The 24,663-nt window shown below is 71.7% G+C and carries 28 protein-coding genes; 10 read left to right on the top strand and 18 right to left on the bottom strand.

What is annotated here, in order from left to right:
• Nucleotides 1–82: 82 nt before the first annotated feature.
• Nucleotides 83–496, top strand: a complete 414-nt coding sequence (locus ACFU97_RS39145) for a PLD nuclease N-terminal domain-containing protein (protein WP_384266179.1) — start codon at nt 83–85, stop codon at nt 494–496.
• Between the two features lie 15 nt (nt 497–511).
• Here ACFU97_RS39145 and ACFU97_RS39140 read toward each other — a convergent pair whose 3' ends face one another.
• Together ACFU97_RS39140 and ACFU97_RS39135 are read right to left on the bottom strand one after the other, a co-directional pair.
• The gene (locus ACFU97_RS39140; protein ID WP_384266177.1) at nt 512–925 is read right to left on the bottom strand and encodes a hypothetical protein; all 414 of its coding nucleotides are present in this window, start codon (nt 923–925) and stop codon (nt 512–514) included.
• A gap of 53 nt (nt 926–978) precedes the next feature.
• The gene (locus ACFU97_RS39135; protein WP_384266174.1) at nt 979–1,317 is read right to left on the bottom strand and encodes an ArsR/SmtB family transcription factor; all 339 of its coding nucleotides are present in this window, start codon (nt 1,315–1,317) and stop codon (nt 979–981) included.
• Nucleotides 1,318–1,485: 168 nt separating this feature from the next.
• Here ACFU97_RS39135 and ACFU97_RS39130 point away from each other — a divergent pair, with 168 nt between their 5' ends.
• Nucleotides 1,486–2,463: a zinc-binding alcohol dehydrogenase family protein gene (locus ACFU97_RS39130; RefSeq protein WP_384266171.1), complete on the top strand. Its 978-nt coding sequence runs from the start codon at nt 1,486–1,488 to the stop codon at nt 2,461–2,463.
• Between the two features lie 4 nt (nt 2,464–2,467).
• Here ACFU97_RS39130 and ACFU97_RS39125 read toward each other — a convergent pair whose 3' ends face one another.
• Nucleotides 2,468–2,770, bottom strand: coding sequence for a hypothetical protein (locus ACFU97_RS39125; RefSeq protein ID WP_384266168.1), 303 nt, complete (start codon nt 2,768–2,770; stop codon nt 2,468–2,470).
• Between the two features lie 120 nt (nt 2,771–2,890).
• On the opposite strand from ACFU97_RS39125, the gene ACFU97_RS39120 reads away from it, so the two are divergent.
• From ACFU97_RS39120 to ACFU97_RS39105, 4 genes are all read left to right on the top strand, one after another.
• The gene (locus ACFU97_RS39120; RefSeq protein WP_384266166.1) at nt 2,891–3,601 is read left to right on the top strand and encodes a MerR family transcriptional regulator; all 711 of its coding nucleotides are present in this window, start codon (nt 2,891–2,893) and stop codon (nt 3,599–3,601) included.
• Between the two features lie 130 nt (nt 3,602–3,731).
• On the top strand, nt 3,732–4,631 hold the full coding sequence (locus tag ACFU97_RS39115; protein ID WP_384266164.1) for a transglutaminase-like domain-containing protein: 900 nt from the start codon (nt 3,732–3,734) through the stop codon (nt 4,629–4,631).
• Between the two features lie 73 nt (nt 4,632–4,704).
• Complete coding sequence (locus tag ACFU97_RS39110; protein WP_384266162.1) at nt 4,705–5,154, top strand: nucleoside deaminase; 450 nt, start codon at nt 4,705–4,707, stop codon at nt 5,152–5,154.
• Complete coding sequence (locus ACFU97_RS39105; protein WP_384266159.1) at nt 5,147–6,121, top strand: isopenicillin N synthase family dioxygenase; 975 nt, start codon at nt 5,147–5,149, stop codon at nt 6,119–6,121. Before ACFU97_RS39110 ends, ACFU97_RS39105 begins: the two co-directional genes overlap by 8 nt.
• On the opposite strand, the gene ACFU97_RS39100 is transcribed toward ACFU97_RS39105, so the two are convergent.
• From ACFU97_RS39100 to hemL, 8 genes are all read right to left on the bottom strand, one after another.
• Entirely contained in the window at nt 6,108–6,509 is a 402-nt protein-coding gene (locus tag ACFU97_RS39100; protein ID WP_384266157.1) for an SRPBCC family protein, read from the bottom strand. The genes ACFU97_RS39105 and ACFU97_RS39100 overlap by 14 nt on opposite strands.
• 67 nt (nt 6,510–6,576) lie before the next feature.
• On the bottom strand, nt 6,577–7,677 hold the full coding sequence (gene ccsB / locus ACFU97_RS39095; RefSeq protein WP_384266154.1) for a c-type cytochrome biogenesis protein CcsB: 1,101 nt from the start codon (nt 7,675–7,677) through the stop codon (nt 6,577–6,579).
• Nucleotides 7,674–9,404, bottom strand: coding sequence for a cytochrome c biogenesis protein ResB (locus ACFU97_RS39090; protein ID WP_384266152.1), 1,731 nt, complete (start codon nt 9,402–9,404; stop codon nt 7,674–7,676). Before ACFU97_RS39090 ends, ccsB begins: the two co-directional genes overlap by 4 nt.
• A 4-nt stretch (nt 9,405–9,408) precedes the next feature.
• On the bottom strand, nt 9,409–10,179 hold the full coding sequence (locus tag ACFU97_RS39085) for a cytochrome c biogenesis CcdA family protein (protein ID WP_384266149.1): 771 nt from the start codon (nt 10,177–10,179) through the stop codon (nt 9,409–9,411).
• A gap of 1 nt (nt 10,180) precedes the next feature.
• Nucleotides 10,181–10,804 carry a TlpA family protein disulfide reductase gene (locus ACFU97_RS39080; RefSeq protein ID WP_384266146.1) on the bottom strand — a complete coding sequence of 208 codons (624 nt, stop codon included), beginning with the start codon at nt 10,802–10,804 and terminating at the stop codon, nt 10,181–10,183.
• 66 nt (nt 10,805–10,870) lie between these two features.
• Nucleotides 10,871–12,151 (bottom strand): hypothetical protein, encoded by a 1,281-nt coding sequence (locus ACFU97_RS39075; protein WP_384266145.1) that lies wholly within the window; start codon nt 12,149–12,151, stop codon nt 10,871–10,873.
• Between the two features lie 145 nt (nt 12,152–12,296).
• Nucleotides 12,297–12,995, bottom strand: coding sequence for a histidine phosphatase family protein (locus tag ACFU97_RS39070; RefSeq protein WP_384266143.1), 699 nt, complete (start codon nt 12,993–12,995; stop codon nt 12,297–12,299).
• Nucleotides 12,992–14,311, bottom strand: a complete 1,320-nt coding sequence (hemL, locus tag ACFU97_RS39065; RefSeq protein WP_384266141.1) for a glutamate-1-semialdehyde 2,1-aminomutase — start codon at nt 14,309–14,311, stop codon at nt 12,992–12,994. Before hemL ends, ACFU97_RS39070 begins: the two co-directional genes overlap by 4 nt.
• A gap of 352 nt (nt 14,312–14,663) precedes the next feature.
• Between hemL and ACFU97_RS39060 the strand changes: the two genes are divergently transcribed.
• Nucleotides 14,664–15,299 carry a hypothetical protein gene (locus ACFU97_RS39060; RefSeq protein ID WP_384266138.1) on the top strand — a complete coding sequence of 212 codons (636 nt, stop codon included), beginning with the start codon at nt 14,664–14,666 and terminating at the stop codon, nt 15,297–15,299.
• A gap of 151 nt (nt 15,300–15,450) precedes the next feature.
• Here the strand turns inward: ACFU97_RS39060 and ACFU97_RS39055 are convergent, their stop codons facing one another.
• From ACFU97_RS39055 to ACFU97_RS39040, 4 genes are all read right to left on the bottom strand, one after another.
• Nucleotides 15,451–16,890, bottom strand: coding sequence for an ATP-binding protein (locus ACFU97_RS39055; RefSeq protein WP_384266137.1), 1,440 nt, complete (start codon nt 16,888–16,890; stop codon nt 15,451–15,453).
• Nucleotides 16,891–17,111: 221 nt separating this feature from the next.
• Entirely contained in the window at nt 17,112–17,819 is a 708-nt protein-coding gene (locus tag ACFU97_RS39050; RefSeq protein ID WP_384266217.1) for a response regulator transcription factor, read from the bottom strand.
• Between the two features lie 128 nt (nt 17,820–17,947).
• On the bottom strand, nt 17,948–18,553 hold the full coding sequence (locus tag ACFU97_RS39045; protein ID WP_384266133.1) for an FMN reductase: 606 nt from the start codon (nt 18,551–18,553) through the stop codon (nt 17,948–17,950).
• Complete coding sequence (locus ACFU97_RS39040) at nt 18,550–19,692, bottom strand: LLM class flavin-dependent oxidoreductase (protein WP_384266130.1); 1,143 nt, start codon at nt 19,690–19,692, stop codon at nt 18,550–18,552. Before ACFU97_RS39040 ends, ACFU97_RS39045 begins: the two co-directional genes overlap by 4 nt.
• A 104-nt stretch (nt 19,693–19,796) precedes the next feature.
• Between ACFU97_RS39040 and ACFU97_RS39035 the strand changes: the two genes are divergently transcribed.
• A complete protein-coding gene (locus ACFU97_RS39035) occupies nt 19,797–20,597 on the top strand; it encodes a DUF6597 domain-containing transcriptional factor (RefSeq protein WP_384266127.1) in 801 nt (266 codons plus the stop codon).
• A gap of 98 nt (nt 20,598–20,695) precedes the next feature.
• Nucleotides 20,696–22,096, top strand: a complete 1,401-nt coding sequence (locus ACFU97_RS39030) for an MFS transporter (protein ID WP_384266125.1) — start codon at nt 20,696–20,698, stop codon at nt 22,094–22,096.
• Nucleotides 22,097–22,181: 85 nt separating this feature from the next.
• Here the strand turns inward: ACFU97_RS39030 and ACFU97_RS39025 are convergent, their stop codons facing one another.
• Complete coding sequence (locus ACFU97_RS39025) at nt 22,182–23,072, bottom strand: NADP-dependent oxidoreductase (protein ID WP_384266122.1); 891 nt, start codon at nt 23,070–23,072, stop codon at nt 22,182–22,184.
• 124 nt (nt 23,073–23,196) lie between these two features.
• Here ACFU97_RS39025 and ACFU97_RS39020 point away from each other — a divergent pair, with 124 nt between their 5' ends.
• Nucleotides 23,197–23,616, top strand: a complete 420-nt coding sequence (locus tag ACFU97_RS39020) for a winged helix-turn-helix transcriptional regulator (protein ID WP_384266120.1) — start codon at nt 23,197–23,199, stop codon at nt 23,614–23,616.
• Here the strand turns inward: ACFU97_RS39020 and ACFU97_RS39015 are convergent.
• Together ACFU97_RS39015 and ACFU97_RS39010 are read right to left on the bottom strand one after the other, a co-directional pair.
• Nucleotides 23,613–24,086: a MarR family winged helix-turn-helix transcriptional regulator gene (locus tag ACFU97_RS39015; protein WP_384266117.1), complete on the bottom strand. Its 474-nt coding sequence runs from the start codon at nt 24,084–24,086 to the stop codon at nt 23,613–23,615. The genes ACFU97_RS39020 and ACFU97_RS39015 overlap by 4 nt on opposite strands.
• A gap of 109 nt (nt 24,087–24,195) precedes the next feature.
• Nucleotides 24,196–24,660, bottom strand: a complete 465-nt coding sequence (locus ACFU97_RS39010) for a hypothetical protein (RefSeq protein ID WP_384266115.1) — start codon at nt 24,658–24,660, stop codon at nt 24,196–24,198.
• Nucleotides 24,661–24,663: the final 3 nt, after the last annotated feature.

Below are 24,663 nucleotides of genomic sequence, written 5' to 3'. Positions count from 1 at the left end.
CAGTATCGGCCACCCGCTACCCTGACCCCGTCACCGGGGCCGGACAGCGCCTCGCCACCGTCTGTTGGGGGATCGCACCACCATGCTCAGGTATCTGCCGTTCCTGCTGGTCCTGGCGCTGTGGATCTTCGCTTTCATCGACTGCCTGAACACCCCCGAGGAGCAGGTGCGCGGGCTGCCCAAGGTGGTCTGGGTCCTCATCATCCTGTTCTTCGGCGAGGTGCTGGTCGGCCCGGTCGCCTGGCTCGTGGCGGGCAAGGTGCGGCACGCCCCGGCGGGCGGCTCCACGCCCTCCGAGTGGCACCGCCACCACCGCACCGAGTTCGTCGCGCCCGACGACAACCCCGAGTTCCTGAAATCCCTGCGCGAGGAGAACAGGAAGGACGAGTCCCTCCTCAAGGACTGGGAGGCGGACCTGCGCCGCCGCGAGGACGAACTGCGCCGCCGGGAGCAGGGGGACCAGGAAAACCGGGACAACCGCGACAAGGAGCAGTAGCCCGTCGACCGTCGCTCAACGGCTCTCCCCGCCGGGGCCGGTGTCGTGCAGCCGCACGGTCACGCCGCGCACGGCGTCGCCGCAGACCTCGTCGTCGAAGGCGGCGGACGGGACGCGCCAGACGTCGGCGGTCCGATGGGCCTCGTCGGCGGACAGGCTCGTGCGGACGTCCGGGTACTTCGTGCGGGCCAGCTCGTCGATGTGCGCGACGACGCGTGCCAGCGCGCTGCCGTCGCCGTGCCCGGACAGGCTGCCGAGGGGGCGGGTGCCGGTGCAGGTGCGATCCGGGGCACCGGACGTGAGGTCCCGGGGGTCCGCCCTGAGGCCGCCGTCGGTGTGTCCGGTGCGCAGCGCGTCGGCGTACAGGACCGCGGCCATCAACAGGGCCGCGATCGCTCCGGCCGACGCGATCCAGGTGCGCTTGCTCATGTTCCCTCCGTCCGCTGACGTCGGGACTGTGACGCCGGAGGGCGCAGGGACGTTCAGGCGGCCGGTTCGTCCCGCAGGACCAGGGTCAGCAGTCCCGGGAAGCGGGCCTCGAACTCCGTTCTGCGCAGCCGGTTGACCCGCCGGGCGCCCTCGTCGCGCTGCTCCACCAGCCCGGCCCCCCGCAGCACCGCGAAGTGGTGGCTGAGCGCCGCCTTGCCGACCGGCACGTCGAAGCTGCCGCAGCTGCGGGTCCAGTCGGCCGAGGCCGCCAACTCCCTGACGAGAGTGAGGCGTACGGGGTCGGCGAGGGCGGCGAGCGCCGCGAGGACGGTGACCTCGTCGGGGTGCGTATGGCCGGGGGCGGCCCGATGGCCGGTCGTGCGCTGCGCCACGCCCTGCTCCTTGCCGAAGATCCGCCCGCCGCGGACCCGCTGCCGAAGTCCGCTCGCCAGGCAACCACTTGATACCCGCTCGCCGGGTACCCGCTTGCCGAGTGTTCGATGAAAACCATACACTCACGACTGTTCGCTTCACATCGAACACTCGTGAGGAGTGCTGTCATGCGCGCGGTCGAGTTCCAGGAGTACGGCGGACCCGAGGTCCTGAAGGTCGTGGAGACGGAGATCCCCGAGCCGGGACCCGGCCAGGTGAGCGTCGACGTGGCGTACACCGGAGTGAACTTCGCGGACCTCAAGGCGCGCGGCGAGGGCTACCGCGTGCCCCAACTGCCGTACGTACCGGGCCTGGAGGCGTCCGGCCGGATTCGCGCGGTCGGCGAGGGCGTCACGGGACTGTCCGCCGGGCAGGAGGTGACGGCGCTGACGGAGGGCGGTGCCTACGCGGACGTCGTGCTCGCGCACGCCTCGACCGTGTTCCCGGTCCCGGCCGGCGTCGGCCTGCGCACGGCGGCGACCCTGCCCACCGTGCTGCCGACGGCGTACGCCCTCGTCCATTCCGTCGGCCGGCTCCAGCCCGGCGAGAGCGTGCTCGTGCAGGGTGCGGCGGGCGGGGTCGGCACCGTGGTCGGGCAGTTGGCGAAGGCGGCCGGCGCCGGCGCGGTGTACGGGGTGGTGTCGGGCGCGGCCAAGGCGGACTACGCCCGCGAGCAGGGGTACGACGAGGTGTTCGTCGGCGAGTTCACCGAGGCGGTGCGGGCCGCCACCGGCGGCCGCGGCGTCGACCTCGCGCTGGACCCCGTCGGCGGCGAGACCTTCCGCGGCAGCCTCGCCTCGCTCGCGGCCTTCGGGCGCCTGGTCTCCTTCGGCAACGCGAGTTCGGCCCCGGCCTGGACCGTGGGGCAGCCGGAGCTGTACCCGTCCGGCGTCTCGGTGGGCGGCTTCTCGATCCTGACGCTGGCGAAGACGGCCCCCGGCGAGCTGCGCGCCCTGGCGGAGCTCGCCTTCGCCAAGGCCCTGGACGGCACCGTGTCGCTGCCGGTCACCGCCGAGTTCGGCCTCGAGGAGGCGGCGGAGGCGCACCGCCTGATGGGCACCCGCACCAGCACGGGCAAGCTCCTGCTCCGGGTGAACGGCCGGTAGCCACTCAGCCCTCCGGACCGGCCTCCAGCCAGGTCAGCTGGAGGTCGTCGAGGAGGGACTGACCCGGCCGCCCGGAGGCGTGCGCGTTGATCTCCACCTGGACCGTCGCCCAGCAGGCGAGGCTCATGGCGAGGACCCGCAGACCGTCCGTGCCGTAGCGGTCCAGGACGTCGTCGGCGCAGTCCAGGGCCTCCTGGGCGACGCGCTCGGCGGGGTAGGTGCCGACCGCGCGACGCAGCAGGTCGATGGACAGCCGCGAGACCTCCGGAGCGATGGCGGTCAGATGCTGGTCCTCTTTGTCGTCCACGCCGCCTCACACTAGGGGACCGCGCCGATCTCGTACGGATTCCGCCATGAATCTGCCAGTTGGTGAAGATCCGGCAACGAGTGACGGCGGCCCCCGCGCGGGTCCGTACGCTTCGGACGGATGAGCAGCGCCGATCGCCTCCGCCCCGTCGACCTGGCCCGGCTGGCCGGCGTCTCGACCCAGCAGATCCGCAACTACGAGGACGCGGGCGTCCTGCCCCCGGCCGCCCGCACCGCGTCCGGCTACCGCACCTTCACGGACGTCCACCGGCGCGCCCTGCTGACCCACCGCACGCTGGTGAGGGGGTACGGCCCGGTGACGGCGACCCACGTCATGCGGACCGTGCACGCCGGCGACGTCCCCGGCGCCCTCGCCCTGGTGGACGCAGCCCATGCCGCCCTGCACACCGAGCGGACGGATCTGCGCGCGGCGACCGAGGCGCTGGAGGAGCTGGCGCGGGCGGAGCCCCAGCCGCTGCCGGGCCCCGGCGCGCTGCGCGTGGGAGAGGTCGCCGCGCTGCTCGGCGTCCGGCCGTCCGCGCTCAGGGTGTGGGAGGCGGCCGGGCTGCTCGCGCCGGGGCGGGAGCGGGGGACGCGGTACCGCACGTACGGCCCGGCGGACGTGCGCGACGCCCGGCTGATCCAGACGCTGCGCCGCAGCCACTACGCCCTCGACCAGATCCGCCCGGTCCTGGAGGGCCTGCGCCGCGAGGGCGGCAGCGAGGCACTGCGCGCGGCGATCACCGCACGCGGACAGGCGCTGACGGAGCGGACCCGGGCGATGCTCGAAGGGGCGGGGGCGCTCTACGCCTACCTCGCCGACGGCTCCTGACGGCGCCGGGCGACGGCGGCCGTACACCGGAGCCGGTTCGCCGCTGGACAATCCGCGGCGAATTTTGACACGGTGAGGCGCACCGGCCCGTAATCGAACACGTGGCCGATGATGCCGAAAGGGAGGCTTCGTGTCCCTCGCCTTCTACGCAGCGCAGAGCGCCTTCTCCGACCCCGGCGAACTCGTCGCCCACTACGCCGACCTGCCGCGGGACCCGGCCCAACTCGCCCGCATCACCCGCGACTTGCTCATCCACCGCCTGGAAGGCGAGATCTTCGGCCACACCCACCCGGTCGACCGCCTGCACAACGACGCCGAGACCCGCTACGTCGACGACATCCTGCGCCTCCTCGTCGCCCGCGACGGCGCGTCGCTGACCCGGCGACGCGAACCGGCCGACCGGTTCGTCGGGACCTGCCGGGACTTCGCACTGCTGCACACCTCGTTCCTGCGCCACGCCGGCGTCCCCGCCCGCACCCGGTGCGGCTTCGCCGACTACTTCGGGGACGGCGGCTTCCACGTCGACCACGTCGTCACCGAGTACTGGGACGCGGAACGGGGCTGGCTGCTCGCCGACCCCGAGCTCGCCGACCCCTTCGTCACCGCCCACTGGAAGGTGGACTTCGACCCGATGGACGTCCCGCGCGACCGCTTCCTCGTCGCGGGCGAGGCATGGCGGGCGATCCGCGAGCAGGGCGCGGACCCGGAGACCTTCGGGCTGCACCCGCCGGAGCAGGGCCCGTTCTGGGGCGAGCGGTTCGTCTCCGGCAACATCCGCCTCGACCTGGCCGCGCTGAACAAGGTGGAACCGCTGCTCTGGGACGTCTGGGGCGAGGCCGAGGGCGAACCGGGCCGGCCCCTGCCCGAACCGTCCCGCCTCCTCTACGACCGCGTCGCTCCCGTCGTCAGTGGCGGCCCCTCCTTCGACGCCGTACGGACGCTGTTCACCGAGGACGACGTCCTGCGCACGCCGAAGACGGTGACGTGCTACGCGCCCTTCAACGGACCGAGCCGGGTGACCCTGCGCTGACCGTCCGCGCCTCGCACCGCCGGGCCGGGGTGCGGCGTTGCCCGGACGCCCCGCCCCCTGGACAGTGGGAGACATGGATCAGGCACAGGCACGCACCTGGCTCACCGCCGCCGTCGAGGAGGCCCGCGCCGGACGCGCGGAGGGCGGCATCCCGATCGGCGCCGCCCTCTACGGCGCCGACGGCACCCTCCTCGGCCGCGGCCGCAACCGGCGCGTCCAGGACGGCGATCCCTCCATGCACGCGGAGACGGCCGCGTTCCGCGCGGCGGGACGGCAGCGCTCGTATCGCGGGACGACCATGGTCACCACGCTCTCGCCGTGCTGGTACTGCTCCGGTCTGGTGCGCCAGTTCGGCATCTCGCGGGTCGTGGTCGGCGAGGCGGTGACCTTCCACGGCGGGCACGACTGGCTGGCAGGACACGGCGTGGAGATCGTGCTGCTCGACGACCCCGGGTGCGTCACGATGATGCGCGACTTCATCGCGAAGGAACCGGCCCTGTGGAATGAGGACATCGGTGAGTGACGCCCCTGCCCCGCGTATCCCGGTCGTCGACCTGCGGCCGTGGACCTCCGGCGGCCCCGAGGACCGCGCCCGGATCGCCCGCACCGTCGACACGGCCCTGCAGACCGCCGGATTCCTGCTGGTCACCGGCCACGGCGTGGACCCGGGGCTGCGCACCCGCATCCGGGAGTCGGCCCGCGCCTTCTTCCGGCTGCCGGCGGGCACGAAACGGGCCTACGAGGCGAAGGTCGGCGGCCGCGGCTGGCTCGGCCCCGGCGCCGAGGCCAACGGCTACGCGGAGGGCACCGAGACCCCGCCGGACCTGAAGGAGTCGCTGACCTTCGCCACCCACGAGCCCTTCGAGGACCCGGTCGTCAACGCGGAGTGGTACGCGCCCAACGTGTGGCCCGCGGAGGTGCCGGAACTGAGGGGGCTGTGCGAGGAGTACCTGGAGCGGATGGCCCTCCTGGAGAAGCAGCTGCTCTCCCTGCTCGGCGAGGCCCTCGGGGTCGGGCCGGACTTCTTCTCCCGGCACATGGACCACCCGACCTACGGCTTCAACATCAACTGGTACCCGGGCACGGAGGTCGTCGGCGAGCCGCAGCCGGGTCAGTTCCGCATCGGCCCGCACACCGACTTCGGCACCGTGACCATCCTCGACCGGCAGGCCGGCAAGGGCGGCCTGCAGGTCTACACGGACGAGGGCGGCTGGGAGGACGCGCCGTACGACCCCGCGGCGTTCACCATCAACATCGGTGACCTGCTGGCCCGTTGGACCGGCGACCGCTGGCGCTCGGGGCGGCACCGGGTGCTGCCGCCGCCCGCGGACGCACCCGCCGAGGAGCTCATGTCCCTGGTCTACTTCGGCGAGTGCACCCCGGGGACCCTGGTGGAGTCCCTGCCCGCGCCGGTGGGCCGGGTGGTGCACCCGCCCGTCGACTCGCACATGTACCTGCGCGCGAAGCTGGACTCGATCACCGTGGGCTGAGCCCGTCGAGCAGCCGCTCGAAGCGGGCCCGCCAGCGCGCCTCCGTCTCGCCCGGGCCGTGGAACTCGTGGGTGAAGCGGAGGGTCGTGCCGTCCTCGCCGTCGCGTTCCAGATGGAAGCGGATCCGGCCGCCGTCACCCACCGTGTACTCGGCGACCCGGTCCACGTCCCAGGCGGTGACCTGCCCGCTTCCCAGGTCACGCAGGGTGACCGCGCCGTCGAGGCGGGGTTCGAGGCGGTCGGCGGCGGTGAACCACGCGGCGAGCCCCTCCGGGGTCGCCACCGCCGTCCAGACCTCCTCCATGGGCCGGGGGACCCGCACCAGGAACTGCAGGATGTGCGTGCTTCCGTAGGTCAGGCTGGTGCCCTGTTCGATGGAACCGGTCATGACACCAGCGTGGCCCGGGGGACGGCGTTCCGCACGTGCCCCGGGCCCGCTCGGCCGTTCGGCCTGGCTACACGCCCGCGTAGGAGTGCTTGCCCGAGACGAAGATGTTGACGCCGTAGTAGTTGAACAGCCAGCAGCCGAAGGCGATCAGGGCCAGGTAGGCGGCCTTGCGGCCCTTCCAGCCGGCGGTGGCGCGGGCGTGCAGGTAGCAGGCGTAGGCGACCCAGGTGATGAACGCCCAGGTCTCCTTCGGGTCCCAGCCCCAGTAGCGGCCCCAGGCCGACTCGGCCCAGATCGCGCCCGCGATGATCGTGAACGTCCACAGCGGGAAGACCGCGGCGTTCAGCCGGTAGGCGAACTTGTCCAGGGACGAGGACGCGGGCAGGCGCTCCAGGAACGAGGTGGCGAAGCGGCCGGGCGTGCCGCCGTTCTCCAGCTTGGTCTCGTAGGAGTCCTTGAAGAGGTAGAGCAGCGTGCCGGCCGCGCCCACGTAGAAGACCGCGCCGCACAGGATGGCGGTGGAGACGTGGATGTAGAGCCAGTACGAGTGGAGGGCGGGAACCAGCTGGTCACTGGCGGTGTACAAGACGGTGACGGCGATGCCGAGATCGAGGAGGACCGTCGTGATGAGGAACAGGCCGAGCCAGCGCACGTTCTTCTTCAGCGCCAGCAGCGTGAGGTACACCCCGACGGCGACGGTGGAGAAGGTGATGTTGAACTCGTACATGTTGCCCCACGGCGCCCGCTGCACCGAGGCCGCCCGGGCGATCACGCCGACGAGGTGGACGACGAAGGCGAGCACCGTCAGCGAGATGGCGATACGCCCGTAGAGGTCGCCCTGCTCGTCCCCGCCGTGCGCCCCGGGGCCGTCGGGCACGTCACGGGAGCCGGCCGAGGACCGTACGACGACCTTGGGCCGCTCGAGCACGGCCGTGCCGCCCGCCGTCTTCACGGTGACGGCCGGGGCGGCCCCCTTGCCCTTCGCCGTCGTGGTCAGCGCCGCCGCGGTGCGCGCGACCTTGCTGCGGCTGCCGAAGAGCCATTCGGCGATGTAGGCGAAGAAGGCCAGGGTGTAGACGGCCATCGCGGAGTAGATCAGCGTGTTGCTGATGTTCGCGAGGTGTTCGTTGGCCGCGGTGGCCAGCTCGGTTCCGGCGGCGAGAGTCACTTCGTCTCAGCCCCTTCGGCGGGTACGACTCGGGAGTCGGGGGTGGTGTCGTCTTGGTCTGGTGAGTCGTCGGGCTCGGGTGCGCCCGGCGCCTGGTCGTACAGGATTGCGGCGAGGTCGCCGAGTTCCTCGGGCACCTTGGCGGACTCGCTGCGGCCGAGGCCGGCCATCTCCACGACCGTCACGCCGTCGGCGCCCTCGACCGCCCGCACCCACACGCGGCGGCGCTGGATGAACAGGGAGCCGGCGAGGCCGAAGATGGCGACGAGCGCGCCGCCGAGCGCCCAGACGGTGCCGGGCTGCTGGACGATCTGGAAGTTCGCCCACTCCTTGGTGCCCTCGTAGGTGATCGTGCCCGCACCGTTCGGGAGCTTCATGGTCTGGCCCGGCCTCAGGTTGTCCCTGAGCTGGGCGCCCTTGGCGTCCTTGAAGCCCTTCACGTGCGACTTGTCGAGCTGGTACACGCTCTGCGGGATACCGGAGTCGACGCCCAGGTCGCCGTAGTACGGCGTGAGGTTCAGGACCGGGTTGCGCAGCGCCGGGAAGGTGGAGGCCGTCTCGCTGCCCTGGGTGTAGGTCGGCAGCAGGAAGGCCGAGATGCCCAGCTGCTGGCTGACTCCCTTGGCGTTCTTGTAACCGTCGAGGACCTTGATCACGCCGGTGGAGGTGACGTTGGAGTCGAGCGGGAGGAGGGGGACGGCGTCGCGGTAGACGACCTTGCCCCTGCCGTCGCGGACGGTGATGAGCGGGGCGTAGCCGTGGGCGGTGAGATAGACGTTGGCGTCGCCGATCTGCAACGGCTCGTTGACCTTGACGAGGTCCTTGTGGTCCTTGCCGTAGGCGCCCTTGCTGTAGGTGAGGGCGGCCTGGTAGGTCCGCGGGGTGCCCTTGTTGGGGCCGCTGGCCTCGTAGGTGCCGGTGAACTTGTCCAGGGTGAAGCTGAACGGCACCAGGTCGTCGGCGGTGAAGAGGCTGCCGGACTTGAAGTCGTCGTACTGCGTGGTGGTGTTGGAGAAGCCGTCGCCCTCGACGATCAGCTTGTTGCCCTCGGACTTGAAGAGCTGGCCCCAGGCGAAGGCGGTCAGCAGCACGATCAGCGCGATGTGGAAGGCGAGGTTGCCGATCTCGCGCAGATAGCCCTTCTCGGCGGCGACGGCGTCACCGGCGCGGTGCGCGCGGAAGCGGCGCCTCTTCAGCAGGGCGAGCGCGGCCTCGCGGACCTGCTCGGGCTCGGCCTCGGTCCGCCAGGTGGTGTACGCGGGCAGCCGGTTCAGCCGCTTGGGCGCGCCCGGCGGGCGGCCGCGCAGCTGCCCGACGAACTGGTAGGTGCGCGGGACGATGCAGCCGATGAGGGAGACGAACAGCAGGATGTAGATCGCGGAGAACCACACCGAGCTGTAGACGTGGAAGAGGCCGAGCTTGTCGTAGACCGGCGCGAGGAAGGTGTGGGCCTTGCGGAAGTCGGCGACCTTGGTCTCGTCGGTGCCGGACTGCGGGATCAGCGAGCCGGGGATCGCGCCGAGGGAGAGCAGCAGGAGCAGCAGCAGCGCGACCCGCATGGAGGTGAGCTGCCGCCAGAACCAGCGCGCCCAGCCGATCACGCCCAGGGAGGGCAGGTTCGGCAGCTCCTCCTTGGGGGCGGTGGACAGCTGCGAGCCGGCCGCGCCGAGGTCGTCGTCGGGCCGCTCGGAGCTCGCGGCGGACGCGGTCGTTGGAGTGGTGCTCATCGAGTCAGATCCCCACAGTGAAGCCGGCGGACCAGGACTGCATGTCCTGCACGAGGCGGTCCCAGGCGCCGGTGAGCAGCAGCAGACCGGTCACGATCATCATCGTGCCGCCGATCCGCATCACCCAGACGTAGTGGCGCTTGACCCAGCCGAAGGCGCCGAGCGCCTTGCGGAAGGCGACCGCGGCGAGCACGAACGGCACACCGAGGCCGAGGCAGTAGGCGACGGTCAGTATGGCACCGCGCCCCGCGCTGGACTGCTGGGAGGACAGGGCGAGCACCGAGGCGAGGGTGGGTCCGATGCACGGCGTCCAGCCGATGCCGAACAGCGCGCCGAGCACGGGTGCGCCGGCGAGTCCGGCCACGGGCCGCTTGTGGAAGCGGAACTCACGCTGGCTCATCCAGGGCATCAGGCCCATGAAGAAGACGCCCATGACGATCATGAGCGCGCCCAGCACCTTCGACAGGACGCCCTTGTTGTCCTGGAGCGTGTCGCCGAAGAAGCCGAAGAGGGCGCCGCTGGAGACGAACACGGCGGTGAACCCGAGCACGAAGAGCGAGGCGCCGGCGACCATCCGCCCGCGCCGGGCCTCGGCCAGGTCGGTGCCGGTGACGCCGGTCACGTACGACAGATAGCCGGGCACCAGCGGCAGGACGCACGGCGAGAAGAAGGAGACGAGGCCGCCGAGGAGCGCGACGGGCAGGGCGACCAGCAGGGCGCCGTTGAGCACCGTGCCGTTGTAGCCGGTGGCGGCGAGTGTGGTGACTGAGGTCACGTCACTTCTCCGCCAGGACCGGGGCGATCATCTTGCGCAGCTTCTCCTCGCTGAGCGCGGCCAGCGAGCGGGCGGCGATCCTGCCCTCCCGGTCGAGGACGAGCGTGGAGGGGACCGCCTGCGGGTTGAGGGTGCCCTTCTTGAAGCGCAGCATCAGCTTGCCCGTCGGGTCGTACAGACTCGGGAAGGTGATGCCCTCGTCCGTCTCGAAGGAGCGGGCGTTCTGGACGCTGGTGTCGCGGGTGTTGATGCCGACGAACTGCACGCCCTTGGCCTTGAGGTCCTGGTAGACCTTCTCGAGGTTGGGCGCCTCGGCACGGCAGGGGGCGCACCAGGAGCCCCACACGTTCAGGACGACGATCTTGCCCTTGTACGAGGCGACGTCGGCCGTGCTCCCGTCGACGGTCTTGCCGGACAGGTCGGGTGCGTCGGCCCGCTCGCCCTTCTTGGCGGTGGAGATGCCGTCCTTGCCCATGACGAAGTTGGTGTCACCGCCCCCGCCGGAGGTCCCTCCGGACGAGCAGGCGGACATCAGCAGCGCGGCGACCGCGGCACCGGCGGTGGTCACGACGACACGGCGGTGTGCGCGGTTCGAGCGCTGGGGGGCGCGGCTGGCGGCACTCATGTGAAAAGTTTCGCATGTCCGTTCCGGGGATCTTGCGCACCCCCCTCGCGGGGGGATTTCCGCCTCTCAGGCGGCCTGCCCGGAGGGCGAGGAGGAGGACGAGGGGGCGTTCTGGAGGAAGGTCTTCCAGCCGCCGGCCGGTGCCTGTCCGACGTCGAGCGTGCGCAGCTTGGCGAGCACCTCGGGCTTCTGTACGTCCATCCAGTCGACGAACTGCCGGAAGGAGACGAGGCGTACGTCGGCGCCCTTCTCCTTCTCCCGCGCGATGTGCTTGAAGGCCTCCTCGACGGCGTCCATGTAGATGCCGCCGTTCCAGTGCTCGAAGTGGTTGCCGACGAAGAAGGGTGCCCGGTTGGTCTCGTACGCCCGCTTGAAGCCGGATATGTAGGCGTTCGCGGACTGGGTGCGCCAGGCCGGGTAGTTGTAGGCGGGCGCGTTGGTCGAGTTGACCGACTGGTTGGCGAGCATGTTGTAGTCCATCGACAGGACCTCGAAGCTGCGCCCGGGGAACGGTATCTGCTGCAGCGGCAGGTCCCAGACGCCCTGCTTCTTCTCGGGCCAGGTCTGGCGGCCGCCGGGCGAGGAGGCGTCGTAGCGCCAGCCCAGTTCCTTGGCCGTGGGCAGCAGGTTGTTCTGGCCGAGCAGACAGGGCGTACGGCCGCCGACGAGCTCCTTGTCGTAGTCGAACGGCAGGGAGGGCAGCCGGCTCCAGCCGGTGTTGGTGCGCCACTCCTTCACGAAGGACTTGGCCTGCTGGATCTCGCTGCGCCACTGGGCGGGCGTCCAGTTGCCGACCGTGCCGTAGCCGGAGCAGAAGTGGCCGTTGAAGTGGGTGCCTATCTCGTGGCCCTCGAGCCAGGCGCGGCGGACGTTGGTGAGCGTGGCCTTGATGTGCTCGTCGGTGAGGTAGCCGATGTCGGAGGCGCCGCGCGGGTTGTTCGGCGGGTTGTAGAGGCGCTTCTTCGACTCCGGCAGCAGATACAGCCCGGACAGGAAGAAGGTCATGGCCGCGCCGTGCTCCTTGGCCAGGTCGAGGAAGCGCGGGAAGAGGCCGTTGCCCACCTCGCCGGCCCCGTCCCAGGAGAAGATCACGAACTGGGGCGGGGTCTGGCCCGGCTCCAACGGCTCGGCCTTGGCGGGCTGGTGGGGCTGCCTGCCGGTGAACGACGTCGAGCCGTCCCCGATGGGGCGCGCCGGGTGCGACGTACGGCCGGAGCCGCCCACACCGGAACCCGATGCATGGCTGGAACCGTCTGACGGCTTGAGGGCGCCACAGGCCGAGAGTGAGGCGGCTGCCGCGGCGCCCGCGCCGAGACCGAGCATTCCCCTGCGAGAGAGCGTGCGCATTCCATCCCCGATTCGTCATGTGCTCTGGTGGTCACCCAGTCAGAGGACATGACGAACGGGGAGGTTCCTCGCGAATACGTTGACCTCGTAACAAAATGTCACGAGCGTGTCATGGAACCCAAAGGGGATGAAACGCCTCTTCCTCTCAGGCGCCGAAGGCCTTCCCCTGGCCCTTCACCGGCCTGGCGCCGGCCAGCAGATGGGCCGGGACGAGGTCGCGGGCCGGCTCGCTGTAGCCCACGGAGACGAGCTTGTCGCCCTGGTAGGTGAAGCTCGTCAGCGAGGCGAGGGTGCACTGCCGCTTGCGCGGGTCGTGCCACAGCCGCCGCTTCTCGACGTACGACCGCACGATCCAGATCGGCAACTGGTGGCTGACGAGCACCGCTTCGTGCCCGCGCGCCCGGTCCTTGGCGGAGTCCAGCGCCTGCATCATCCGTACGACGATGTCGACGTACGGCTCGCCCCAGGAGGGCTTGAACGGGTTGACCAGGTGCTTCCAGTTGCCGGGCTTGCGCAGCGCGCCGTCGCCGACGCCGAAGGTCTTGCCCTGGAAGACGTTGTCGGCCTCGATCAGCCGCTCGTCGGTGGCGAGGTCGAGCCCGTGCGCCTTGGCGATCGGGGTCGCCGTCTCCTGCGCCCGCTCCAGCGGCGAGGCGCAGACGTAGGTGATGTCGCGCGGGGCGAGGTGCTCGGCGACCCGGTCGGCCATCTGCCGCCCGAGCTCGGACAGGTGGTAACCGGCGAGCCGCCCGTAGAGGACCCCGCTCGGGTTGTCGACCTCGCCGTGCCGCATGACGTGGACGACGGTGATGTCGCCGCCCGCCGTGTCGTTGCTCTCGCTCATGCTGCCGTGGCCTCCGCCGCCGCTCGGGCCGCCGCCGGGAGGGCGTCGGCGATGCGCTGCACGGCCTGTTCGTCGTGGGCCGTGGACACGAACCAGGACTCGAAGGACGAGGGCGGCAGATAGACGCCCTGCGCCAGCATCGAGTGGAAGAACGCGGTGAAGCGGAACGACTCCTGCCGCTTGGCGTCCTCGTAGTCGCGGACCTCGCGGTCCGTGAAGAAGACCGAGAACATGTTGGAGGAGTTCTGCAGCCGGTGCGCCACGCCCTCCTTGGCCAGCGCCTCGGTGACGAGCCCCTGGATCTGCTCCGAGACGGCGTCGACCGTGCGGTAGGCCGCCTCGTCGAGCAGGCGCAGCTGGGCGAGGCCGGCCGCGGTGGCGACCGGGTTCCCGGAGAGGGTGCCGGCCTGGTAGACGGGCCCGGCGGGCGCGAGGTGCGCCATGACGTCGGCACGGCCGCCGAAGGCCGCCGCCGGGAAGCCGCCGCCCATGACCTTGCCGAAGGTCATCAGGTCGGGCGTGACCCCGTCGATGCCGAACCAGCCCGCGTGGCTGGTACGGAAACCGGTCATGACCTCGTCGGAGATGAACAGGGCGCCGTTCTTCGAGCAGGCGTCCTTGAGCCCCTGGTTGAAGCCGGGCCGGGGCGGCACGACGCCCATGTTGCCGGGCGAGGCCTCGGTGATCACGCAGGCGATCTCGCCCGGGTGCCGGTGGAAGGCCTCCTGGACGGCCTCGAGGTCGTTGTAGGGAAGGACGATCGTGTCGCCCGCCTGGGCGCCGGTGACCCCGGGGGTGTCGGGCAGGGCGAACGTGGCCACACCGCTGCCCGCCGAGGCCAGCAGCGAGTCGACGTGACCGTGGTAACACCCGGCGAACTTGATCACCTTCGTCCGGCGGGTGAACCCGCGGGCCAGCCGGATGGCGCTCATGGTCGCCTCGGTCCCGCTGGAGACCAGCCGCACCTGCTCCAGCGGCTCGATCCGCCCGACCATCTCCTCGGCCAGGGCGACCTCGCCCTCGCCGGGCGTGCCGAACGAGGTGCCGCGCGCGACGGCCGCCTGGACGGCGTCGATCACGGCCGGGTGGGAGTGCCCGAGGATCATCGGGCCCCACGAGCACACCAGGTCGACGTACTCCCGGCCGTCGGCGTCCGTCAGATAGGGGCCCTTCCCGGACACCATGAACCGGGGCGTGCCGCCCACGGCCCGGAAGGCGCGCACCGGGGAGTTCACGCCGCCGGGCGTGACGGCCGCGGCCCGGTCGAACAAAGCCTGCGAGACAGGCGCTTCGTATGCATATGGCAGTTCGCTCATGACCTGCGACTTCTCCGACCTTCTGCGAATCGTCGGGCTCCGGGTTGCCAGTGACCTCCTCAGGGTAGGCCAGGGTGTGACCACGGCAGCGGGGCACCGCTGCTGACCCGGGAGACAGCCGGCCGCCGGATCGATCTGCGAAACTGAGTCCTGATACACACAGCTCAAACGGCCCTCGCGTACGTATAGGAGTACGGAAGGGTGTACGGAGGCTTGTTCAGAGGCTGCGGAGATCCTGCGGGCAGGTGTTTCGACGCACGTTTCGGCGGGCGGCCGTGGGGGAGGTCACTGACACGATGATCGGGTTGCGCGGCGGGGGCCACGCGTCCTAGAAAAGCACTCGGGTGGAGATATGCATCGCGGTGGCGGACTGGGCGAGGGGACTGATGACCTGGGTCCTCGACGTGCCCGGCGGGGAAGGCACCGACGCGAGGCGGAGGAGGCCGAGTCCCGACAGGCTCAGGGTGTACCGAGTGAGTCCGAGCGGATCGACCGGCGGATCGACCGGCGGGGCGAGACGCTCCGGGCGGGGAGCAGGAATGGTGGTCGGGTGGGGGTGACCTACAAGTACTTCGGCGCGCCGGACGGTGCGACGGCGGCCCGTGTCCCGATCTCGATGCGCCCCGAGGAACTCGGCGGCGACGAGCTCGGGATGAACGGCATGTTCACCAAGATCAAGCCGGAGACGATGGCGGCCATGGTGCTCACGGGCATCGAAGGCGTCCCCCTGCACAAGGTCCCGCCGCTCGAACTGGTCGTGCTGCACCCCGACTACGCGGTCGTCAAGCTCCCCATGACGGTCGTCGACCCGCTGCGCGGCATAGGCGAGGAGGCGGTGGGCGCGGCGGCGTTCATCTGGTCGACGGTCCCGGACCGGGGCGGCCCGCGCGACGCGTTCAACGTCTACCAACTGCTGCACGAGTGGCAGGACTTCAGCCACCGGCTGCACGAGGCGGGGCACCAGCCCTACTGCCTGGTGTGGCCGTGATCTGAGCTTTCCGCAGGTGGGCGAGACTTCCGGGTCTCGCCCTTTTCGCGTGCGCCCTTTTCGCGTGCGCCCTTTTCGTGGGCGGCCCTGTCGTGGGCGGCCTCGTCGTGTGCGGCCTCGTCGTGTGCGGCCTCGTCGTGTGCGGCGCCGGTCAGGCCGGGCCCTGCGGCGTGTTGCCCGGCACCCCCACCACCGTGAACCCGATCACCGAGCCCCCGCCCTCCCGCTGGAAGGCGAACGGGGCGCCGCCGTGGGCCGTGGCGACCTCGCGGACGATCGAGAGGCCGAGGCCCGAGCCGGGCAGGGAGCGGGCGTCGGCCGCGCGGTAGAAGCGGTCGAAGATGCGGATCAGGTCGCAGTCGGCGATGCCGGGGCCGCGGTCGAGGACCTCGACGCGGACCGTGCCGGGCCGGGCGGGACCGGAGACCGAGATCTCGATGGGGCCGGTGCCGTCGCGGTCGAACTTGGCCGCGTTCTCCACGAGGTTGGAGATCGCGCGCTGGAGCATGCCGGGGCGGCCGTCGGCCGTCGTGTCGCCGCTCGCGCGGACCCGGACCTCGTGGCCGGTGCGGCGCCGGGCGAGCCCCGCGACGTCCTCGGCGATCTCGGCCAGGTCCACCCGCTGCGGGGGCTCGGTGTCGGACTGCCCGGCGGCGAGGTCCACCAGCTCGTTGACCAGGTCGGTCAGCTCACGGGCCTCCTGGCCGAGGTCGGCGACCAGCTCCTCGCGGGCGGCGGGCGGCAGTTCGTCGATACGGCGCAGCAGCGAGATGTTCGTCCGCAGCGAGGTGAGCGGCGTGCGCAGTTCGTGGCCCGCGTCCTGCACCAGCCGGCGCTGGTCCTCCTCCGACTGCGCGAGCCGGCCCAGCATGCGGTCGAAGGCGCGGCCGAGGCGGCCCACCTCGTCGTAGCCGGTGACGGGCACCTCGATGCCGAGCCTGCGGGTGCGGGCCACGTCCTCCGCGGCCGAGGTCAGGATGATCAGCCGGCGGGTGATACGCCGGGCCAGCCACCAGCCGAACAGGCCCGCGGCGATCACCACCGCGCCCATCAGGATCAGCGTGCGCTGCTGCAGCGCCCGCAGCAGGTCCTCGGTGTCGCTGAACTCCTGAGCGACCTGCACCGCACCCCGGCCGTCGCCCAGGGAGACGGTCGCGATGCGGTAGACGTCCGCGGCGACGTAGACGTCCTTGTGCTCGACCATCTTCCCGGCGGTCCGGCCGGCCGCGATCGCGCGGTCGTCCGCGTCGACCGGCAGCCCCGGCCTGCCCCGGTCGACGACGTCTCCGGCCGGCCCCAGCACCTGCACGTCCGTCCGCGCGGGCCGCACCACGTCATGGCCGGGCGCGGAGGAGGAGAAGTCCTCGGGGGTCATCCGGTGCTGCCGCACCTCGTCGCGCACGTCCTGCACGACCTGGTCGAACACCGACTCCTGGTCGACGCGGACCAGCCGGGCGGCCGCGCTGTACGACAGCACGCCCACCAGCACCGTCACGGCCGCGGTGACGGCCGCGAACGACACCGCGAACGTGGTGCGCAGCGAGACCAGCCCGGGCCGCCGTCTGTCCAGCAGCCGCCTGAGCCGGCCCACTAGGGCGTGCCTTTCGGATCAGGTCGGCCGTAGCCGGCTGAGCATCCCGGCCGGCCCGAGCGGGCACTGGTGCGTGCAGCTGCAAGGCGGAGGAAGGCGTCGACGCGATGGGGGTCCCCCCGCTCGAGCGAAGCCGAGAGTGGGGGAGTCGGCAACTGACGACAACGCCGCAGATGTGCGCACCAGTGCCCGCGACGCCGAGCTGATCCGAAAGGCACGCCCTAGTCCTCCCGCAGCACGTAACCCACACCGCGGACCGTGTGGATCAGTGCCGGCGCCCCCGGTTCGTCGAGCTTGCGGCGCAGATAGCCGACGTAGACGGCGAGGTTCTTGGAGCCGGGGCCGAAGTCGTAGCCCCAGATGCGGTCGTAGATCGTGGAGTGGTCGAGGACGATCCCGGCGTTGCGGACCAGCAGTTCCAGCAACTCGAACTCCGTGCGGGTCAGCTCCAGCTCGCGCTCCCCGCGCCAGGCGCGCCGCGCCTGCACGTCCATCCGCAGCCCCGCGGCCTCGATCTGCCGGTCGGAGACCTGGGGCTGCTCCTTCGGCGCGTCCACCGGGACGACGTGGTCCGGGCTGGTGCGGCGCAGCAGGGCGCGCAGGCGTGCGAAGACCTCGTCGACGTCGAACGGCTTGACCACGTAGTCGTCGGCGCCCGCGTCCAGGCCCGCGATGCGGTCCGCGGTCTCGACGAGCGCGGTGAGCATCAGGATCGGCGTGCGGTCGCCCTCGGCGCGCAGCACCCGGCAGACCTGGAGCCCGTCGATGCCGGGCATCATCACGTCCAGCAGCAGCACGTCCGGCGGCGACTTGTGGGCCTGCGCCAGTGCCTCGACGCCGTCGGCGACCGCGGTGACCTGGTAGCCCTCCAGGCTCAGGGCCCGCTCCAGGGCATGACGGATGGCGCGGTCGTCTTCGGCGAGCAGCACAGTCTGGGGCACACACCCAGTCTGCCAAGGCCTCCGGCGGTTCAGCCGGGTGAGCCGGTCTACGATCAGCCTTTTTACCGCGCTCTCACCGTCACAGAGGCAACCCCGGCGCGATGCCTACCGTCTTCTCACCGAAGGTGGCCGCCGGCCGGGGGCGCCAGCGCCGCCAGCTGGTCGGCGAAGGGGACCACCGTGAACTCGTCCTTCACCGGACGGCTCGCCGACAGGCCCGTCATCAGGGCCGCCAGCTCGCCCGCGGCCCGCTCGATCCGGTCGTCCAGGCCCTCGGCGCCCCAGTCCTCCGAGGCGGCGTAGACACCGGTGGGCACGACCACGGCGCGCAGGTAGGCGAAGAGCGGGCGCAGCGCGTGCTCCAGCACCAGCGAGTGCCGGGCCGTGCCGCCGGTCGCGGCGATCAGCACCGGCTTGCCCGCCAGCGCGTCCTTGTCGAGCACGTCGAAGAAGGACTTGAACAGGCCGCTGTACGACGCGGAGAACACCGGTGTGACGACGATCAGCCCGTCGGCACCGGCCACCGCGTCGAGCGCGGCGGACAGGCTCCGGCCCGGAAAGCCGCTGGTGAAGTTGTGCGCGATCTCCACGGCGAGGTCGCGCAGTTCGACGACCTGGAGCTCGGCCGGGGCCTGCCGGCCCACCGCGGCGGCGAGCCGGTCGCCGAGGAGCCGGGTGGACGACGGGACGCTCAGCCCCGCCGAGACGACGACGAGCTTCATACGGCGGCCTCCTCCTTGGAGTCCTGAGCGTCCTTCGAGTCCTGAGCGTCCTTCGAGCCCCGGGAGTCCTGGGCCGCGGCCAGCAGGGACGCGTGGGTCGGCGCCTCGGGCACGCCGGCCGGGCGTCCGGCGGCGAACTCCTTGCGCAGCACCGGCACGACCTCCTCGCCCAGCAGGTCGAGCTGCTCCAGCACGGTCTTCAGCGGCAGCCCGGCGTGGTCCATCAGGAACAGCTGGCGCTGGTAGTCACCGGCGTACTCCCGGAAGGCCAGCGTCTTCTCGATCACCTGCTGGGGGGAGCCGACCGTCAGCGGGGTCTGCTCGGTGAAGTCCTCCAGCGAGGGCCCGTGACCGTACACCGGCGCGTTGTCGAAGTACGGGCGGAACTCGCGCACCGCGTCCTGCGAGTTCTTCCGCATGAAGGCCTGACCGCCGAGGCCCACGATCGCCTGCTCGGGCGCGCCGTGCCCGTAGTGGGCGTAGCGGGACCGGTACAGCTCGATCATGCGCTTGGTGTGGTCGGCCGGCCAGAAGATGTTGTTGTGGAAGAAGCCGTCGCCGTAGTACGCGGCCTGCTCGGCGATCTCGGGCGAGCGGATGGAGCCGTGCCAGACGAACGGCGGGACCCCGTCCAGCGGCCGCGGCGTGGACGTGAAGCCCTGCAGCGGGGTGCGGAACTTGCCCTCCCAGTTCACCACGTCCTCGCGCCACAGCCGGTGCAGCAGGGCGTAGTTCTCGATCGCGAGGTTGATGCCCTGCCGGATGTCCTTGCCGAACCAGGGGTAGACCGGGCCGGTGTTGCCGCGCCCCATCATCAGGTCCATGCGCCCGTCGGCCAGGTGCTGGAGCATCGCGAAGTCCTCGGCGATCTTCACCGGATCGTTCGTGGTGATGAGGGTCGTGGACGTGGAGAGGATCAGCCGCTCGGTCTGCGCCGCGATGTAGCCGAGCATCGTGGTGGGCGACGAGGGCACGAACGGCGGGTTGTGGTGCTCACCGGTCGCGAAGACGTCGAGCCCGACCTCCTCGGCCTTCAGCGCGATCGCGACCATGGCCTTGATGCGCTCACGCTCGGTCGGCGTACGGCCGGTCGTGGGATCCGGGGTGACGTCCCCGACGCTGAAGATCCCGAACTGCATGGTCGCTCAACCTCCACTTTGTTGACGCTTCAACTATACCCGCCAACGATGGCCCTCCCCCGCGTATTCCGCGGACTGTCAGTGCCCCGTCCTAGGCTCGGTGCATGGCCGCCCCACGCCGTGACACCCGAGGCATCGTCGACGCCGCGGAGCTCTTCGCACGCGTCCGCTTCCGCCGCCGCGAACCGGCACCGCCGCTGCGGCCGTATCTGGAGCACTACTGGCTGATCGACTGGGACCTCACCCAGCCGTACGCGTCCCATGTGGTCCCGCACCCCAGCGTGAACATCGTCTTCCAGCGGTACGACGGTCAGGGTCAGGAGCAGTTCGCCGAGGTGGCCGGGATCGGGCTCGAGCTGTTCACGCAGAAGCTGGAGGGGCGGGGCCGGGTCTGCGGGATCCAGTTCCGCCCGGGCGGCTTCCGGCCCTTCTTCCCCGACCGGCCGGTGTCGGAGTGGACCGGCCGCCGCGTCCGCCTCCCGGACGCCGGCACCGAGGACGTCCTCGCCCCCGACGCCGAGGACGCGCGCGTGGCCGCGCTGGACCGCTTCCTGCTCTCCCTCGGGCCCGCCCCCGACCCGCAGGCCGAGCTCGCCATGGCCCTGGCCGACCGCATCCGCACCGACCGCACGATCCGCCGCGTCGCCGACTTCGCCCGCGCCGAGGGGATGTCCGTACGCCTGCTCCAGCGCCTGTTCGCCGGGCATGTGGGGGTCGGCCCCAAGTGGGTCATCCTGCGCTACCGCATCCACGAGGCCCTGGAGCGCGCGGAGGGCGACCGGGACGTGGACTGGGCCGCCCTCGCGGCCGACCTCGGCTATGCCGACCAGGCCCATCTGGTACGGGACTTCACGGCGACGGTCGGGGTGCCGCCGACGGCGTACGCGACGCAGGGCGTGGGCTGAGCCCAGTTGCGGACGGGGGGCCGACCCCGCGTATGGGCGGGGGCCGGGCACGCGTATATCGGTTGACCGTGCGCGGTCCGCCGCGGATATTTATCTGCGTGACGCAGATTCTTCGTAACGCAAGAGATACTCCACCGCTCCCCGCCCGCACCCGCTGGGCCGTCCTCGCCGTCGTCCTCGCCGCCGACGTCCTCGACCTCCTCGACGCCACGATCACCAACATCGCGGCGCCCACCATCACCCGCGACCTGGGCGGCGGGGCGAGCCTCGTGCAGTGGCTCGGCGCCGCCTACGCCCTGGCGCTCGGCGTGCTGCTGGTGCCCGGCGCGCGACTCGGCGACAAGTACGGGCGCCGGCGGATGTTCCTGACCGGGCTCGCCGGGTTCGTCGCGGCCTCGCTGGCCTGCGGGCTCGCCCCGGCGCCCGCCTTCCTGGTCGCCGCCCGGCTGGCCCAGGGCGCCTTCGGGGCGCTGCTCATCCCGCAGGGCTTCGGCATCCTCGGCGCGACCTGGCCGCGGGAGGAGATCGGAAAGGCGTTCAGTCTCTTCGGGCCGGTGATGGGGCTGTCGGCCGTCGGCGGCCCGATCCTCGCCGGCTTCCTCGTCGACGCGGACCTCGCGGGCCTGGGCTGGCGCCCCATGTTCCTGATCAACCTGCTCCTCGGCGGCGCCGCCCTGCTGGCCGCCGCCCGGCTGCTGCCGCGCGACCCGGGCGACCGGTCCGTCCGCGTCGACGGGCCCGGCGCCGCGCTCCTCGGCGGCGCGACGCTCGGTCTGCTCGGCGGCCTCATCGACGGCTCGGGCGGCTGGACGGCCCGGCCGTTCGCCCTGCTCGCGCTGGGCCTCGCCCTGTTCGCCGCGTTCTCTTGGCGCCAGCACACCGCCGCCGAGCCGCTGATCCGCCCCACACTGCTGCGCAACCGCGGCTTCACCTCGGGCCTGATCCTCGGCGTCCTCGTCTTCGCCGCGGTCGCCGGCCTCCTCTACGTCCTCTCGCTCCACCTCCAGCGGGGCCTCGGCCGCTCCCCCGCGGGCACGGCACTCGGCCTGATCCCGCTCTCCGCGGGCATCGTCGTCGCGTCCGTCGCCTGCTACCGGCTGATCCACACCTACGGCCGCCGGCTGGTCGTCGCCGGGCTGCTGCTGATCCTCGCGGGCTGCGGGGCGCTGGCGCTGCTCGCCGGCCACGACGGCCCGGTCCTGCTCCCGCCGCTGCTCCTGGTCGGCCTCGGCATGGGCACCTGCTTCGGCACCGTCTACGACGTCACCATCGGCGACATCGCCGCGGAGGAGGCGGGCAGTGCGAGCGGGTCGCTCAACGCGGTGCAGCAACTCGCCAACGCGGGGGGCTCCGCCGGGGTGACGAGTGTGTACTTCCGGGCGGTCGGCGGCGGCGAGGTCCACGGACTGCTCGTGAGCCTTGCCGCCGTCGCGGGGGCGGTGCTGGTGTGCTTGCCGCTGGTGCATTTGCTGCCTGAGCGTTCGGCGGGGGTGGGGTAGGTCGCGGGCGGGTGCGGGTGCGTGGTGGCCGGTCGCGCAGTTTCCCGCGCCCCTGGGGGAGCTGCCCCGTACGAGGCTTTGCTGGTCAGGGGACCAGGACCAGGCGGCCCCTTACACCGCCCTCCTCCAGGCGGGCGTGCGCCTTGGCGGCGTCGGTCAGGGGGTAGGTGTCGGCGACCCGCAGGGTCAGGACGCCCTCGTCGACCAGGGACGCCAGCTTCGCGAGACGGGCTCCGTCGGGGGTGACGGCCACCGCGGTGGTGCGGATGCCGCGTACGGAGTCCGGGTGGCCGCCGGGGCGCACGCCCACGTAGGCGCCGCCGTCGCGCACCCACCTCAGGGCCGCCTCGCCGAGGTTCGCGGCGTCCAGCACGCCGTCGAAGGCAGCCGCCTCGGCGGTCCCGGACGCGAAGTGGGCGGCCCCCAGGGAGCGTACGAGCTCCTCGTCGTCCTCCCTGGCGAGCGCGGTCACCGACAGGCCCCTGGCGACGGCGAGTTGGATCGCGAAGCCGCCGACCGCGCCCGCCGCGCCGGTCACCAGCAGCGACTGCCCTTTCGCCAACTCCAGCAGTTCCAGCGCCTGTTCGGCGGTCAGGGCGTTCAGCGGCAGGGTCGAGGCGTGCACGGCGTCCACCGTGGCCGGCGCCGTCGCCACCGCGTCCGTTTCGACGACGACGTACTCGGCGTGCGTGCCCAGCGGCCGCACCATGCCGGGGTCGAGGGCCACCACCTCGTCGCCCACGCTCCAGGCCGTCGCCACACCCGTGGCGTCCACGGTCCCGGCGACGTCCCAGCCGAACCCGATCTGCTTGCCCGCACCCCCGAAGAACCCGCCGCGCACCCCCGCGTCCACCGGATTCAGCGCCGCCGCCGCGACCTTGATCCGCACCTGGCGCGCACCCGGCTCGGGCACCTCGGTCTCGACGATCTCCACGGTCTCGGGTCCGCCGAAGGTCTTCACCACTGCAGCACGCATGGCCGTCTCTCCTGGAATTGAGATGATTCGTAACGTTTCCTCTGTGCTGCAACAACCCTAGGAAGAGTTACTATCCAGGAGGAAGTAGTTACCTGAAGGTGCCTACCTCACCCGGAGGAGAGCCATGGCGACCATGACCGCGTCCCAGAAGCGCGAGCAGGCCCGCGTCGCGTACGACGCCTTTCTGCGCGCCTGTCCGACCAACCAGCTCCTCGACCGCCTGAGCGACAAGTGGGTCAGCCTGGTCGTCGCCGCGCTCTCCACCGGGCCCATGCGCTACAGCGACCTCAGCCGCAAGATCGCGGGAGTGAGCCCCAAGATGCTGACGCAGACGCTGCGTTCACTGGAGCGCGACGGCATCCTCACCCGCACGGTCACCCCGTCCGTACCGGTCCGCGTGGACTACGAGCTCACCGAACTCGGCGGCAGCCTCGCCCAGTTGATGACCGCGGTGAAGACCTGGGCGGAGACCCACTTCGACGAGGTGCACGCGGCCCGCGAACGCTACGACGCCGAAGCCGACGCCGCGCCGGCCAAGAACTAGACCTCGCCCGCCCGCAGCCGCGCGATCTGCTCCGCGCCGAACTCCACCGTGCGGCCCATGTGCCGGATCACCACGGCCAGTTCGGCGTCGTCCAGCTCGTCGAAGAGCGCGGACCAGCCGCCGCTCAGCCGCTCCCACATCCGCCCGAACTCCGCGATCCGCTCCGGCACGGTCGCCACCAGCACCCGCCGCCGGTCCCTCGCGTCCCGCTGCCGTACGACGTAGCCCGCCTTCTCCAGCCGGTCCACCAGCCGGGTCGCCGACCCGGTCGTCAGCCCCGTCATCGCGGCGATCCGGCCCGTCGTCACCGGCCCGCCCTCCAGCGTCAGCAGGTTCAGGCACTGCAGATCGGTGGGGTGCAGCCCGATGCGGTCGGCGACGGCCTGGTTGAACAGGGCGTACGAGGCCATGTAGCGGCGCGAGACCTCGGACAGCTCCTCGAGCAGCCGCTCCCGCGCGTTCCCGGCCATGCCTCGCTCCTCCTCGTCCGCACCGTGCGGAGATCGTACGGCGCACCCGTGGTGGTACGGCTCCCCGCCATCCCCGGAAGCAGTCGGTACTCGTCAGACGTAGTACTCGTCAGAAGTAGTACTCGTCGCCGGTGTCGAGGACGAGTACCCGCTGCCGGTCGTTCTGCCGGTTGCGGTCCACGGCGCCCCCGCTCCACACCGTGTCCGTCTCCAGCACCACCTCGGACGGCGTGCCCCGCAGCCGCACCCGCAGTTCGATCGGCCGCCCCATGTCGTCCGCGGCCAGCGCCCCCACCCGGCACAGCACCACCCGCGCCTCCGACCGGGCGCACCCCTCCGGCAGCGCCTGCCGGTCCACGAGCGGCGCCGACCAGCGCAGCCGCACCGTCGCGTCCGGCACGGCGGAGGGCCCGTGGTTGCGCGGCACGAGCCGCAGGTCCACGCGGCCGCCGGTCATCGAGACGACGCCGTGGTAGGCCAGATCGGCCTCGGGAGCGCCGCCGGCGGCAGCGGGCACCGCCCCCGCTGCCACCGCCGCGAACGCCGCCACCGACACCGGGAGAACCCTGTGCATGCC

Source organism: Streptomyces sp. NPDC057616, assembly GCF_042800575.1.
In the GTDB taxonomy this organism is placed as follows: domain Bacteria; phylum Actinomycetota; class Actinomycetes; order Streptomycetales; family Streptomycetaceae; genus Streptomyces.
This window is presented reverse-complemented; position numbering and strand designations above follow the sequence as displayed.

What these genes read in the sequence shown, in the direction of transcription:
- ACFU97_RS39145 (WP_384266179.1), top strand. Translation starts at nt 83, where the DNA reads ATGCTCAGGTATCTGCCGTTCCTGCTGGTCCTGGCGCTGTGGATCTTC.
- ACFU97_RS39140 (WP_384266177.1), bottom strand. Translation starts at nt 925, where the DNA reads ATGAGCAAGCGCACCTGGATCGCGTCGGCCGGAGCGATCGCGGCCCTG.
- ACFU97_RS39130 (WP_384266171.1), top strand. Translation starts at nt 1,486, where the DNA reads ATGCGCGCGGTCGAGTTCCAGGAGTACGGCGGACCCGAGGTCCTGAAG.
- ACFU97_RS39120 (WP_384266166.1), top strand. Translation starts at nt 2,891, where the DNA reads ATGAGCAGCGCCGATCGCCTCCGCCCCGTCGACCTGGCCCGGCTGGCC.
- ACFU97_RS39110 (WP_384266162.1), top strand. Translation starts at nt 4,705, where the DNA reads ATGGATCAGGCACAGGCACGCACCTGGCTCACCGCCGCCGTCGAGGAG.
- ACFU97_RS39100 (WP_384266157.1), bottom strand. Translation starts at nt 6,509, where the DNA reads ATGACCGGTTCCATCGAACAGGGCACCAGCCTGACCTACGGAAGCACG.
- ACFU97_RS39090 (WP_384266152.1), bottom strand. Translation starts at nt 9,404, where the DNA reads ATGAGCACCACTCCAACGACCGCGTCCGCCGCGAGCTCCGAGCGGCCC.
- ACFU97_RS39080 (WP_384266146.1), bottom strand. Translation starts at nt 10,804, where the DNA reads ATGAGTGCCGCCAGCCGCGCCCCCCAGCGCTCGAACCGCGCACACCGC.
- ACFU97_RS39075 (WP_384266145.1), bottom strand. Translation starts at nt 12,151, where the DNA reads ATGCGCACGCTCTCTCGCAGGGGAATGCTCGGTCTCGGCGCGGGCGCC.
- ACFU97_RS39070 (WP_384266143.1), bottom strand. Translation starts at nt 12,995, where the DNA reads ATGAGCGAGAGCAACGACACGGCGGGCGGCGACATCACCGTCGTCCAC.
- hemL (WP_384266141.1), bottom strand. Translation starts at nt 14,311, where the DNA reads ATGAGCGAACTGCCATATGCATACGAAGCGCCTGTCTCGCAGGCTTTG.
- ACFU97_RS39060 (WP_384266138.1), top strand. Translation starts at nt 14,664, where the DNA reads ATGCATCGCGGTGGCGGACTGGGCGAGGGGACTGATGACCTGGGTCCT.
- ACFU97_RS39045 (WP_384266133.1), bottom strand. Translation starts at nt 18,553, where the DNA reads ATGAAGCTCGTCGTCGTCTCGGCGGGGCTGAGCGTCCCGTCGTCCACC.
- ACFU97_RS39040 (WP_384266130.1), bottom strand. Translation starts at nt 19,692, where the DNA reads ATGCAGTTCGGGATCTTCAGCGTCGGGGACGTCACCCCGGATCCCACG.
- ACFU97_RS39035 (WP_384266127.1), top strand. Translation starts at nt 19,797, where the DNA reads ATGGCCGCCCCACGCCGTGACACCCGAGGCATCGTCGACGCCGCGGAG.
- ACFU97_RS39025 (WP_384266122.1), bottom strand. Translation starts at nt 23,072, where the DNA reads ATGCGTGCTGCAGTGGTGAAGACCTTCGGCGGACCCGAGACCGTGGAG.
- ACFU97_RS39020 (WP_384266120.1), top strand. Translation starts at nt 23,197, where the DNA reads ATGGCGACCATGACCGCGTCCCAGAAGCGCGAGCAGGCCCGCGTCGCG.
- ACFU97_RS39015 (WP_384266117.1), bottom strand. Translation starts at nt 24,086, where the DNA reads ATGGCCGGGAACGCGCGGGAGCGGCTGCTCGAGGAGCTGTCCGAGGTC.
- ACFU97_RS39010 (WP_384266115.1), bottom strand. Translation starts at nt 24,660, where the DNA reads ATGCACAGGGTTCTCCCGGTGTCGGTGGCGGCGTTCGCGGCGGTGGCA.